The sequence below is a fragment of the Pseudomonas sp. BN417 genome, assembly GCF_029871205.1.
Taxonomy (GTDB): Bacteria; Pseudomonadota; Gammaproteobacteria; order Pseudomonadales; family Pseudomonadaceae; genus Metapseudomonas.
In genome coordinates this window covers 62,964-75,195 of the sequence record NZ_SSOJ01000128.1, presented here as the reverse complement: position 1 = coordinate 75,195, position 12,232 = coordinate 62,964, and the positions used below count along the sequence as shown (strand labels likewise).

Sequence of the window (12,232 nt, the reverse complement as noted above, 5' to 3'; positions counted from 1 at the left end):
AATGGGCGCCATGGTCGGCATCGACCCGGCGTCCGACGGTCTGGCCCGCGCAGCACGACTGGGCGTGGCCACTACCCATGAAGGCGTGGAGGGCCTGACCCGCCTGCCGATCTTCGACGAGATCGACTTCGTCTTCGATGCCACCAGTGCGTCGGCGCACGTGAAGAATGACGCCTTGCTGCGGGGCCACAAGCCCGGTCTTCGTGTGATCGACCTGACCCCGGCCGCAATCGGTCCGTATTGCGTGCCGGTGGTCAACCTGGAGCAGCACCTGGCCGCGACCAACGTGAACATGGTCACCTGCGGTGGCCAGGCCACCATCCCGATGGTTGCCGCCGTGTCGCGGGTGGCCAAGGTGCACTACGCCGAGATCATCGCCTCCATCGCCAGCAAGTCCGCCGGTCCCGGCACCCGCGCCAATATCGATGAGTTCACCGAGACCACCTCGAAGGCGATCGAAGTGATCGGCGGCGCGGCCAAGGGCAAGGCGATCATCATCATGAACCCGGCCGAGCCGCCGCTGATGATGCGCGACACCGTGTTCGTCCTCAGCGAGGCCGCCGACCAGGCCCAGGTGGAGGCGAGCATCGAAGAGATGGCCGCCGCCGTGCAGGCCTATGTCCCCGGCTATCGCCTGAAGCAGCGGGTGCAGTTCGATGTGATCCCCGAGTCCGCACCGCTGCACATCCCCGGCCACGGCCGCTTCTCGGGACTGAAGACTTCGGTGTTCCTCGAAGTGGAAGGCGCCGCCCACTACCTGCCGAGCTATGCCGGCAACCTCGACATCATGACCTCCGCCGCGCTGGCCACCGCCGAGCGCATGGCCCAGTCGCTGCGCAATGCCCGAGGAGACCAGGCATGAACGGCAAGAAACTCTATATCTCCGACGTGACCCTGCGCGACGGCAGCCACGCGATCCGCCACCAGTATTCGATCGAGCAGGTACAGGCCATCGCCCGCGCCCTCGATCAGGCCAGGGTCGATGCCATCGAAGTCACCCACGGCGACGGCCTGCAGGGTTCCAGCTTCAACTACGGCTTTGGCGCGCATACCGATCTGGAGTGGATCGAAGCGGCGGCGGAGGTCATCGAGCACGCCCGCCTCACCGTGCTGCTGCTGCCGGGCATCGGCACGGTGCATGACCTCAAGGCGGCCTATGAGGCCGGCGCTCGCAGCGTGCGGGTGGCGACCCACTGCAGCGAGGCGGATGTGGCGAAGCAGCACATCGAATACGCCCGTTCGCTGGGCATGGACACCGTCGGCTTCCTGATGATGAGCCATATGCTCCCGGCCGAGGAACTGGCCCGCCAAGGCAAGCTGATGGAAAGCTACGGCGCCCAGTGCATCTACATGGCCGACTCCGGTGGCGCCATGAACATGCAGGACATCCGCGAGCGCATGCGCGCCTTTAAGGCGACCCTCAAGCCCGAGACCCAGACCGGCATGCACGCCCACGACAACCTCAGCCTCGGCGTGGCCAACTCCATTGTCGCCGTGGAAGAAGGCTGCGACCGCATCGATGCCAGCCTGGCCGGCATGGGCGCCGGCGCGGGGAATGCGCCGCTGGAGGTGTTTATCGCCGCCGCTGAACGGTTGGGTTGGAATCACGGCACCGACCTCTACCGGCTGATGGACGCCGCCGACGACCTGGTGCGGCCGCTGCAGGACCGCCCGGTGCGGGTCGACCGCGAGACCCTCGGCCTCGGCTATGCCGGCGTGTATTCCAGCTTCCTGCGCCACGCCGAGGTGGCGGCGGCCAAGTACGGGCTGAAGACCCTCGACATCCTGGTCGAGCTGGGCGAGCGGCGGATGGTCGGCGGCCAGGAAGACATGATCGTCGACGTCGCCCTGGACCTGCTGGCCGCGCGGCGCGCCTGATCGATTGCAGTCGGTGCGCACAGCGCACCCTAGGGTTGAGCCATTCGCCCGTAGGGTGCGCCGTGCGCACCAGATTGTGGGGGCGAATTCATTCGCCAAGGGCAGCGCAGCGGCCCCTTTCAAGCTATCAGGGCAGACCTGCGGTCTGCTTGGCGATTGAAATCGCCCCTACAGGAAGCCTTTCGCCCTACGCCCGGCTTGCAAACACCTGGGTCGCGCCCTGCACCTTGCTGGTGTACCAGATCACCCGGCTGACGCCGCGGGTGATGGCCACGTAGGCCAGGCGCAGGCTTTCGTCCTGCATGGCCTGGTCGTAGCTGTTGCGGAAGAAGCCGGAGTGGGCGTAGAGCGCGTTGCGCAGCGGGTGTTTCTCCGGCGGCGTGCAGTCGTCGACTATGACCGCCACTTCCGCCTGCAAGCCCTTGGCGCGGTGGATGCTGTAGGCGCGCACTGGCAGCTTCGGGTCCAGTTGCGCCTGGATCTGCCGCAGCGGCTCGTTGCGGCGGCTGAGCAGCAGCACTGCGTTGCGGTCGGCGTTGGGCCGCGCGGCAACGTGCTCGCACTGGGCCTGGATTTCCTTGGTCAGTTCCGGAAGGCGCGTCTTCAGGTCGAAGCGGTTGACCAGCTTCACCCCGTGGTCGCCTGGCTGCATGGCCTTGAACGCCTTGCTGGTCTTGGCCTGCTTGAAGGCGACCCCGGCCAGTACCGCCTCGCCGTCGCGCAGCACCGGCTCGATGGAGCGGTAATTGGTTTCCAGCATCAGCACTGCACTTTTCTTCGTCTTGCCCTTGCTGGGGAAATGCTTGTCGAAGTCCATGAACAGCTCCGGCGAGCTGCCGCGCCAGCCATAGATGGACTGCCAGTCGTCGCCGATGGCCATCAGGCTGACCGCTTCGCCCTTGCGCGCCAGGCCACGGTGCAGGGCCTGCAGCCACTGGACGATCTGCGGCGAGACGTCCTGGAACTCATCGATCAGCAGGTGGTTGAAGGGCGCCAGGGCCTGGGCGGGTACGCCATCGCCGTTGGGCAGGATCTGGCCGAGGCGCTGGAAGGCGGCGTTGAAGGTCATCAGCCCCTGTTGCTGGAGCAGCGCTTCGAAGTGCTTCCAGAACTGCACCAGGGCCTCGACGAAGGTGCGCTCCCGCGCCGAGCAGTTCAGTTCGCGGGCCTGCAGCCGGTCGAGGCGGATACCGATGCTCTCCATGAAGCCGGCCTGCATGTGGAAGGCCTCGAACAGCGGCACCGGGGTGAACTCGCCAGCCAGCTTGAACCCATCCTGCGGTGCCTTGGGTATCCGGGCCGGCTTGCCTTCGGCGGGTTCGGGGAGGGCAGGCAGGTCCAGCAGCCTGTGCACCTTCTCGCGAAAATCCGCCTCGGCGGCGTAGCAGGCCTGGTAGGCCTGTTGCAGCAGGCGTTGCTGGGCCGGGCGCAGGCGGCCGGCGAGCAGTGGGTTGTCCAGTTCGCCGGCGCCGGCATCGTCCAGCTGCTCGAACCAGCGCGGGTTGTTCAGCACTTCCTTGGCCAGGGTGCCCATGGCCGAATGGAAGGTGCGCACGCACTGGCGTGCCTGGGCGGCGTCGAAGGGGAACTGCCAGAACGCCAGGACCTTCAGCAACTGCTCACGCAGCTGGGCGCAGGACGCATTGGTGAAGGAAATGACCGTAAGCCGCTCCGGCGCCGTGCCCATGTGGCAGAGCATGAACACCACCCGCAGGACCAGGGTGGTGGACTTGCCGGAGCCGGCGCCGGCGAAGATGCGGGTGAGCGGGGCGCGGCTGAGGATCATCGCCCACTGCTCGTCGGACGGCGGGCTGACCACCCCGGCGGCGACGGCCTGGCCGACGCGTTCGCGCATGGCCTCGACCTGCGCGTCATCGACGCGCATCTGCGCGCCGCTGTAGATACCCTCTACGGCAGGCTTGCGGGGCTTGGCGGGTCCCTCGCCGGCGGATTTCTTCGCACTGCTCGTCCTGGCCTTGCCGGTGGCGGCCTTCTTCGCCCGAGGCTTGGGCTTCTTCAGTTGCGCAGCCGCTTCGCTCTCGGCGCGCAGGTACTCGGTGGTTCGAGGGAAGTAACGCGCCAAGGCCCCGGACAGCAGCGACTTGTAGCGTTTCATGGAAGACAGCATTGGTTGGTCCCTGTACCCACGGCAAAGCGCTGAATCATAAGCGCTTTTGCATGAAGACAGGATGATGCCGGTTTGATGCCAGGGGCCGGGAAGTCAGGCCGGCGCGTGCTGCTGCCACCACTGATGGATGGTCCTGGCCAGGCTGTCCACCGATTGGGTGGCGTCGACCACCAATGTCAGCGGTTCGTCCAGGGGCGGCTCGAGATCGGCGAACTGGCTGTCCAGCAGGCTGGCTGGCATGAAGTGCCCGCGGCGCCTGGCCATACGCTCGGCAGCGGCCTCGGGAGACAGCTGGAGGTAGGCGAACCCCAGCCCTGGCATGGCCTGGCGCAGGCCCTCGCGGTAGCTGCGCTTGAGGGCCGAGCAGGTGAGTATTGAATGCTCACCGGCGGCGTAGGCCTGGCGCAGCTGCTTTTCCAGGGCGCGCAGCCAGCCGGCGCGGTCCTTGTCGGTCAGGGGCTCGCCGGCGCTCATCTTCTTGATGTTGCGGTCGGAATGAAAGGCATCGCCCTCGATCAGCCGCGCTCCGCAGCGCAGCTCCAAAGCCCGCCCAACGGCCGACTTGCCGCATCCGGCAACGCCCATGATCACCACCGCGTTGATCGGTTGGTACATGGCCCTACCTCCATTCGCCCGCAGTTAAAGGGTAGGCCATGGAGGCGGGCGAGTGGTTCGCCGTGTTCGATTGACGAGTTTTGGCCCGGCCGCCTCAATCGTAGTCTCGCCCGCGGCATGTCACTTCCTTGCGGTATACCTCCCGTGAGGCTTCGATCCGCACCCGGCAGGGGCCATCGCGGAAATCGCGTTCCCAACGGCCACGGCGCCAGGTCTTGCCGCGCCCGTCGGGACACCTGATCACTTTCTGGTAGTCACCATCGTCGGAGACTTCCCTGACCCGGCAAGGGCCATCCCGGTACTCGTCCACCCAGTCCCGGTCGCCCCGGTCCCGCCGATGGTCGGCCAAGGCGCTTCCCGTGGTGCCGACAACGCCTGCGATAGCCAAGAACATGCCCAGTAGCGGACCTACCTTCATTGCACAACCTCGTTTCGGGACGCCAGGATTCAGCGGGCGCGCCAACCTGCGTCCAGAACAGCAGGCGGCCCGGCGCATCCTGAGACAACCGGCGAAGCGATTTTGCTCACTACTGAAACTGAGGGGCGTCGGGTCCGTGGGCCTGTCTGTTCAGCCACCCCGTCGGGCGCCGCTGCGCTTGACCATCGCGACAACGGCGCAACTTCCCCGGTATGTCCGCGTTAGCTGTAGCCGGGTGTCGACCGGCGAACCTGAACCCCGTAGGAGCGAGCTTGCTCGCGAAACTAGCCCTTTCGCCAGCAAGCTGGCCCCTACAAGAGTTCCGGGCTGTTGCAACTGCCCCAGAATTCGCCTACTGCGCAGGCTGCTTCTGCGCCAGCTGGCCAATGAGCTGGGCCAGTATCCTCACCGGCTCGCTCAGGTTCTGCTTCGCCCGATGCACCAGCCCGATATCACGGTGGAAGGTGTGTTGTCCCAGATCCACGGCACGCACCGCAGCAGGCCAGCGGCGGTGGGCCGCGGTCTGCGGCACCAGGGCTGCGCCCACGCCGTTGGCAACCAGCTTGACGATTGCATCCAGTTCATCGAGCTCGCTCACTTCACGCAGGGTGAAGTGCATCTGCCGCAGGAAGCGATCGACCTGCCGGCCGCCGAACGACGAGCGGTCGTAGCGGATGAATGGCTGGCTGGACAGCAGTTCTGCCCAATCATCCCCTGGAATATCCCGCGGCACGATCAGGCGATATGGCTCGCGGGCCAGCGTCGTCCAGCGCAAGTCGCTCTGAAGCGAGAAAGGCGGGCGGATGATGGCCGCCATGTCGATCTCGCCAGCGTCGACCTGATTGACCAGCTCCATCGATAACCCGGGAATGATCCGGGTGCGGCACTCCGGGCATTGCCGGTGAAACCTGGCCAGTGCATCCGGCAGCAGCGAGCGTTGCACCGAGGCGATTGCGCCGATGTTCACCAGGACCGTTGCCGGCAGGCCGGGCGTCGTGGAGCCCAGGTTGTTGTAAAGCCGGATCAGCTCCTGTGCCTGCAGGAGTATCTGCTGGCCCATCTTGTTCAGGTGCGCCGAGCGCCCCTTGCGGTCGAACAGCGCGAAGCCGAGCTCGGCTTCGAGCCGCTGCATCTGGGCGCTCACGGCCGCCTGCGTCAGGCCGATCCTGTTCCCCGCAGCGGCAAAGGTGCCTTCCCGCGCGACGGCGATAAGCGTCTTCAGTTCACGGATCATTCATAAATATCCTTTGTATTTCTAAGAAAAATATATTGATTTTTTTGTTTTTATGCGAGCCCTACGATCTGGCCATCAACGCTCACAACCGCCGGCGCCAGCAATCCGCTGCCCGGTACCCGAGACCATAAGAATCCACCAACCTGGAGCCTCCGATGAGCCTTTCTCCCTTCCACCTCGCGATTCCCGTCTACGACCTTCCGGCTGCTCGCGCCTTCTACGGCACCGTGTTCGGCCTGGAGGAGGGCCGTTCCAGCACTCAGTGGGTCGACTTCAATTTCTTCGGCCACCAACTGGTTATCCATGAGCATCCGAAGACGTCCTCGCAGGAGAGCGTCCATAGCAACCCGGTGGATGGCCATGACGTACCGGTGCCGCACTTCGGCGTGGTCCTGGAGTGGGACCAGTGGGAGGCACTCGCCGAGCGCCTGAGGTCGTTCGACACCAGGTTCGTGATCGAACCCTACATCCGCTTCAAGGGCCAGGTTGGCGAGCAGGCGACCATGTTCCTCTTCGACCCTTGCGGCAATGCCCTGGAATTCAAGGCCTTCAAGGATATCGGCCAGCTCTTCGCCAAATAAGAAGTAACGGCACGACCAGGTCGTGCCGTTTCCCGCCTTGTGAGCTGCAAGCTCATGAATCTAGCAACTGCCTTGCATATGCAGCATCGCTAATCCAACAAAAAGGCTAGACATGAAAAAGATCCCCCTGGTTTGGCAAATAGTTGCCGGGCTCGCCCTCGGCATCCTCGTCGGCTGGTATTTCAATACCCATCCGGACTATCAGCAGTGGGTCAGTGCGGAAATCCTCAAGCCCCTGGGTGACATCTTCATCAAGATGATGAAGATGGTCGTTGTCCCCATCGTGTTCTGCTGCATGGTGCTGGGCATCGCCGGAGGCGGCGACAACAAGTCCTTCGGGCGCATGGGGGCGAAGTCCATCGGCTACTTCTTCGCGATCACCACCTTGGCCATCATCCTGGGCCTGGTGCTGGCGAACCTGTTCGAGCCCGGCGCCGGCAACGATATCGCCGGGATGTCGCATGCCGGTGCCGCAGTGAATATGGAGCCGTCCAAAGGGGCGCTGGTCATCCTGCAGAACATAGTGCCGGACAACATCTTCGTTTCGCTGTCCGAAGGTAAGCTGCTCTCCGTTCTGTTCTTCGCCGTCCTCTTCGGCATGGCGCTCAATTGCCTGCCGCGTGAGAAAAGCGTGCCGGTCGTGGCCGTCCTGCAGGGGGCTTCGGATGCCATGTTCAAAGTTGTGGCGTTCGTCATGGCATACGCGCCGATCGGCGTCTTCGGCATGATCGGTTCCACAGTGTCCACCTTCGGTTTCGCCTCGTTGCTGCCACTGCTCAAACTGATCGGCGTCGTCTACCTGTCGCTCATCGTCTTCGCGGTAGTCGTGCTTGGCGGCATCTGCTACCTGCTGGGCGAGAACCTGTTCAAGCTGGTCAGGTATTTCAAGGACGAGCTGATCCTGGCCTTCTCCAGTGCGGCTTCGGCAGCGGTGATGCCTCAGCTGATGAACAAGCTGGAGAACTATGGCGTACCGCGGCGGATCGTCAGCTTCGTGGTTCCCGTGGGATACGCGTTCAACCTGGATGGCGCCTCGATTTTCCTGGGCGTGGCCACCATCTTCATCGCCCAGCTCTACGGAATCGACCTGTCGATCACCCAGCAGATCCTGCTTGTCGTGACCATGGTCCTGACCTCCAAAGGCGCGGCGGGCGTTCCGGGCTTCGCCATCATCATCCTCTCCGCCACGCTGGCCTCGGCCGGACTGCCGCTGGAAGGCGTCGCGCTGATCGCCGGCATCTTCCGGGTCATCGACAGCGGAACCACGACGTTGAACGTCCTGGGTAATGCGGTAGCCCCATTGGTGATCGCACGCTGGGAGCAAGCGACTGCCGAGGACTCCCAAGCCAATCCGGCGGCTCGGCACCTGTAAACAGGTACAGGTGAGTCATCAGCCGAGGCGGCTGATGACTCCCGGCGTTCCGGGGGAGGTGAAGATGACGCTCAATGATGCGGTTCTAGCCCTGTTGCTGTCGTTCGAAATCCACGAAACCGACACGGCAATCAGGAACACAGCGGCACGGTGCGCGAAGCAGCTGCCCAGGAGCAAGCGCCACCTGATGTATTCGATTGCCAGTAGTCCAGCGCCAAGGGTGGTTGTCGACCATCTCAAGCGCAACCTGGATCGCGTGCGGTGGAGCTGAGCGGCCACCAGAAAACAATCCGGCAGTCGAGCCCTTGGGCTCCGGCAGCCATCGAGGGCGAAGCCTGACCGGCAGACCTCCATCTCGTTCCCGTGCGATAGCGCGGGAGAAGATCGCTATCAGGAGCCATGCAATGAGCAATCCCACCCATGTCCAGGAATACAACGCCATCGTCGAAGTGCTGAACAAGTACTGCGAAGGCGGCGTGAAGGCCAACAGCGCCCTCATGCAGCCCGCCTTCAACGAGAAGGCCACTATGTTCGGCGTCGATGACAACGACCAACTGGTCGGTGGCCCGATCCAGGGCCTCTACGACATCATCGACACCTCGTTCAAGCCCTCGCCGGAAGCCAAGGCCGCCATCGTCCGAATCGACATAGTCGGCACTGCTGCCAGTGCGCGCGTGGATACCGACAATATCTCCGGCTTGCGCTTCACCGACTTCTTCAACCTGCTGAAGGTCGAGGGCAAGTGGACCATCGTCAGCAAGATCTACCATACACACGCGAACGCCTGATCCCCGAAGCGGAGCACCTTTGCCGTTGGACGTTCAGGTGGCGAAGCGTGAGACCGTCGCGCGGCCCTTCGTGGCCGCGCAGCATCGCCCGTAACATCGAGGTTTCAGCATGAATGACCCTATCGCTCCAGTGGATCTCGCCAAGGCTTACCGGCTGCTCAATCACGGTCCGACCGTGTTGGTGTCGGCTGGCCATGATGGCGTGGAAAACGTCATGGCCGCGGCCTGGTCCTGCGCCCTGGACTTCTCGCCACCGAAACTGACAGTGGTGCTGGACAAGGTTGCCAAGACCCGCCAACTCGTCGAGCAGAGCGGCACCTTCGTGATCCAGGTGCCCACGGCGGCGCAGCTGCAACTGACGCACGAGGTGGGTACCCGGACTCTGCTCGAAGACCCGGCCAAGCTGGAGCGCGCGGGTGTGGAGCTGTTCCGCATGGAGGGGTACGACCTTCCGTTCGTAGCCGGATGCGCGGCCTGGCTAGCCTGCAGGCTGATCCCTGAGACGCACAACCAGCAGACCTATGACCTGTTCATCGGCGAGGTCGTTGGCGCCTGGTCCGATACCCGCGTATTCCACGACGGCCACTGGGATTTCGAGCATGCAGGCCCCGAATGGCGGAGCCTGCACTACATCGCAGGTGGACATTTCTACGCCATTGGCGACGCCCTGATCGTCCCGTCCGACGAGAAAGGCTGACCAGCCAGGGTGCTCAGGTATCGCCCGCTATTCAAAGCGCTTCGATCCTGGCAACTGCGGACGGAGTTTGCGCGGTATCGCGCGAAAACGCCCCTCTCATATCGATGAGAGGGGCGGGCTGGTGATAGGTCCGGCGGCCGGTTCGACGAGCACGGGGGAAGTCGAATCAGCCGCGCGGCGCATCAGACGGTGACGCTCAGGCTCACGTCGATATTGCCTCTGGTGGCTTTGGAGTAGGGGCAGATTTCGTGCGCTTCGTTCGCAAGCGCCTCGGCGACTTCACGCTCCACGCCCGGCGCGCTGACGTTGATCCGCGCCTGGAGGAAGTAGGCGCCAGCGGTCTGACCCAGATCCACCTCGATTTCGATGGCCAACTCGGCCGGTAGCACTACCTTCCTCTGATTGGCCACGAGCCCGACTGCAGCGGTGAAGCAGGCCGACCATGCGCCAGCGAACAGTTGCTCCGCCGTCGGATGCGGCGCCACCGCCGCGAACAGCTGCTCCGAATGGGTGCCGGCGCTACCGGGCGAAGACAGCTTGATATCGAGGCGGCCGTGGTCACCACGCCCGGCGCCGTCACGGTGGCTTACGGAGGTGTGAGTCTTGCCGGTGAACAGTACTTTTTCGATCTTGGTCATGGGAGGTTCCTCAGTGTTTCGTGTGTTCAAAAGTCGCCGGGGGGCGTAGGGTGTCAGTTGTTCTCGTATGCGATCAAATCGCATGCGATGGATGAATGTTTGCGTACAAGCCAATCGATGTCAAGGGATATTCTTCGGCGTATTTTTCAACGCGGGCGGGCCCCGTGTCGCGCTTCTGGCGACGGCCTGGATGGCAGCGAATGGCACGGGAACCGCGGCCTGTGGCGCTTCTCTCGAAATTCAAAGCGGTACCGAGTAAGTCGCATGCGATGTATGCTTGGCTTCTCGACGGACACAGGTCCGACCCTGACCAGAGGAAAACCGATGAAAGGTACACAGGCGAAATCGAATGAGCGGACCGATTCCGCGGACCTGAAACTGGCCGACTTCCTGTGCTTTGCGGTCTATTCGGCGAATCTTGCGTTCGGCAAGGTCTACAGGCCGGTCCTCGAGGAGCTCGGTCTCACCTACACCCAATACGTCACGATCGTCGCACTGTGGGAAGAGGACGATCAGACAGTCGGCGGCCTCGGCGAAAAGCTCTTTCTCGAATCGAATACGCTCACACCAATCCTCAAGAAGCTCGAAGCGGTGGGCTACCTGGAGCGCGCGCGCGACAAGGCCAACGAGCGCCAGGTCCGGGTCAGCTTGACGGAAAGCGGGAGGCAGCTGCGCGAAAGGGCTATGAGCATCAGCCTGAAAGGGGCTTGCGGCCTCACATCGGAGGAGTTCGTGAAGTTGCAGAAAGAGGTCGTCGCGCTGCGCGACAACCTCATCAAGGCTGCGCGCAGCTAGGCCCGCACGTAGAACGCCACGTCCCTGGGGCGTGGAGCCGGCCGGCTAGGGGGCGCCGTGCGCACCAGCGGATGGGCATGGCGCAAGGGCTGATCCTGGGCAAGCGGTGGGCATGGCACAGCCTGCGACGGACCCCTGCCGGAGCAATCTCTCGGCTGGATGCATGAACGTGTGGCCATCTGCAGCCATTGGCGCTTGCACACCACCGGTCCCGCCAGCATTCCCCAAGTGAACTCAAGCCGGCTACCTGCTGTCTGTCTGCTGTCGGCCCACCGGGTGGATTGCACGGCCTTTCGCCATCTGGGCGTTCGCTGTCCTTCAGTCCCCTGACCGCGTTCCTCTCTACAACCATTTGCCTGGCCGGCTTTTATCGCGCCCGAATGCGGGTTTTGTCCTATCGCCACGTGAAGATTGCCCATGTCCCTATTCCGTCATTTCTCCGCCTGTGTTTCCCCGCTCCAGACCCGCGCCCTCGGTGCCTGCCTGCTAGGCGGCCTGCTGACGATCGGTGCCCCGGTGCAGGCCGAGGAGGCCGCCGGCAATGCGCGCTGGGTGAGCGATAGCCTGGCTACTTATGTGCGTAGCGGCCCGACCGATGGCTATCGCATCGTCGGTACGCTCAGCTCCGGGCAGAAGGTCGAGCTGCTGAGCACCCAGGGGGATTACAGCCAGGTGCGTGGCGAGAGCGGCAACACCGTGTGGATTCCCAGCCGCGACCTGCAGGAGGTGCCCGGCCAGGCCGAGCGCCTGCCGCAGATGGAGCAGAAGGTGGCCGAGCTCAGCGCTGAGCTGGAAGGCATCGATGAAACCTGGAAGACTCGCGTGCAGGGCATGCAGGAGACGCTCGATTCGCGCAAGAAGCTGATCGACGAACTGCAGGCGGCACGCACGGCGCTGGACAGCGAGCTGAACGAGGCCCGTGCCGAGTTGCGCGACGTGCAGGCGCAGTTGGGCGAGGAGAACCAGCAGGTGCTTATGCGCTACATGGTCTACGGCGGCAGCATCGCCGGTGCAGGGCTGCTCGCCGGGTTGATCCTGCCGACCATGCTGCGGGTGCGGCGCAAGCGCAACGACCAGTGGGTCTGACG

The 12,232-nt window shown here is 63.9% G+C and carries 13 protein-coding genes; 9 read left to right on the top strand and 4 right to left on the bottom strand.

Features of this window, described 5'->3' with window-relative positions; all coding sequences use genetic code 11:
* Together E8F11_RS16715 and dmpG are read left to right on the top strand one after the other, a co-directional pair.
* On the top strand, nucleotides 1–862 hold an 862-nt coding region (locus E8F11_RS16715), incomplete at its 5' end, for an acetaldehyde dehydrogenase (acetylating) (RefSeq protein WP_280289958.1).
* Complete coding sequence (dmpG, locus tag E8F11_RS16710; protein WP_280289957.1) at nucleotides 859–1,878, top strand: 4-hydroxy-2-oxovalerate aldolase; 1,020 nt, start codon at nucleotides 859–861, stop codon at nucleotides 1,876–1,878. The genes E8F11_RS16715 and dmpG, both read left to right, overlap by 4 nt.
* 187 nt (nucleotides 1,879–2,065) lie before the next feature.
* Here the strand turns inward: dmpG and E8F11_RS16705 are convergent, their stop codons facing one another.
* The 3 genes from E8F11_RS16705 to E8F11_RS16695 all read right to left on the bottom strand — a co-directional run bounded on the left by E8F11_RS16705 (nucleotide 2,066) and on the right by E8F11_RS16695 (nucleotide 6,273).
* Nucleotides 2,066–4,006: a DEAD/DEAH box helicase gene (locus E8F11_RS16705; RefSeq protein ID WP_280289956.1), complete on the bottom strand. Its 1,941-nt coding sequence runs from the start codon at nucleotides 4,004–4,006 to the stop codon at nucleotides 2,066–2,068.
* Nucleotides 4,007–4,099: 93 nt separating this feature from the next.
* Nucleotides 4,100–4,621 (bottom strand): gluconokinase, encoded by a 522-nt coding sequence (locus E8F11_RS16700; RefSeq protein WP_280289955.1) that lies wholly within the window; start codon nucleotides 4,619–4,621, stop codon nucleotides 4,100–4,102.
* Nucleotides 4,622–5,391: 770 nt separating this feature from the next.
* Nucleotides 5,392–6,273, bottom strand: coding sequence for a LysR substrate-binding domain-containing protein (locus E8F11_RS16695; protein ID WP_280289954.1), 882 nt, complete (start codon nucleotides 6,271–6,273; stop codon nucleotides 5,392–5,394).
* A 155-nt stretch (nucleotides 6,274–6,428) separates the two neighbouring features.
* On the opposite strand from E8F11_RS16695, the gene E8F11_RS16690 reads away from it, so the two are divergent.
* The 5 genes from E8F11_RS16690 to E8F11_RS16670 all read left to right on the top strand — a co-directional run bounded on the left by E8F11_RS16690 (nucleotide 6,429) and on the right by E8F11_RS16670 (nucleotide 9,711).
* Nucleotides 6,429–6,854 carry a VOC family protein gene (locus E8F11_RS16690; RefSeq protein WP_280289953.1) on the top strand — a complete coding sequence of 142 codons (426 nt, stop codon included), beginning with the start codon at nucleotides 6,429–6,431 and terminating at the stop codon, nucleotides 6,852–6,854.
* Between the two features lie 112 nt (nucleotides 6,855–6,966).
* Entirely contained in the window at nucleotides 6,967–8,226 is a 1,260-nt protein-coding gene (locus tag E8F11_RS16685; RefSeq protein ID WP_280289952.1) for a cation:dicarboxylase symporter family transporter, read from the top strand.
* 64 nt (nucleotides 8,227–8,290) lie between these two features.
* Nucleotides 8,291–8,497 (top strand): hypothetical protein, encoded by a 207-nt coding sequence (locus E8F11_RS16680; protein WP_280289951.1) that lies wholly within the window; start codon nucleotides 8,291–8,293, stop codon nucleotides 8,495–8,497.
* 133 nt (nucleotides 8,498–8,630) lie between these two features.
* Entirely contained in the window at nucleotides 8,631–9,014 is a 384-nt protein-coding gene (locus E8F11_RS16675; RefSeq protein WP_280289950.1) for a nuclear transport factor 2 family protein, read from the top strand.
* Between the two features lie 109 nt (nucleotides 9,015–9,123).
* Nucleotides 9,124–9,711, top strand: a complete 588-nt coding sequence (locus tag E8F11_RS16670; RefSeq protein ID WP_280289948.1) for a flavin reductase family protein — start codon at nucleotides 9,124–9,126, stop codon at nucleotides 9,709–9,711.
* Nucleotides 9,712–9,893: 182 nt separating this feature from the next.
* Here the strand turns inward: E8F11_RS16670 and E8F11_RS16665 are convergent, their stop codons facing one another.
* Entirely contained in the window at nucleotides 9,894–10,349 is a 456-nt protein-coding gene (locus E8F11_RS16665) for an Ohr family peroxiredoxin (protein WP_280289947.1), read from the bottom strand.
* A gap of 324 nt (nucleotides 10,350–10,673) precedes the next feature.
* Here E8F11_RS16665 and E8F11_RS16660 point away from each other — a divergent pair, with 324 nt between their 5' ends.
* Nucleotides 10,674–11,144 carry a MarR family transcriptional regulator gene (locus tag E8F11_RS16660; RefSeq protein ID WP_280289946.1) on the top strand — a complete coding sequence of 157 codons (471 nt, stop codon included), beginning with the start codon at nucleotides 10,674–10,676 and terminating at the stop codon, nucleotides 11,142–11,144.
* A 417-nt stretch (nucleotides 11,145–11,561) separates the two neighbouring features.
* Nucleotides 11,562–12,230, top strand: a complete 669-nt coding sequence (locus E8F11_RS16655) for a TIGR04211 family SH3 domain-containing protein (protein WP_280289945.1) — start codon at nucleotides 11,562–11,564, stop codon at nucleotides 12,228–12,230.
* The last annotated feature ends 2 nt before the right edge of the window (nucleotides 12,231–12,232 follow it).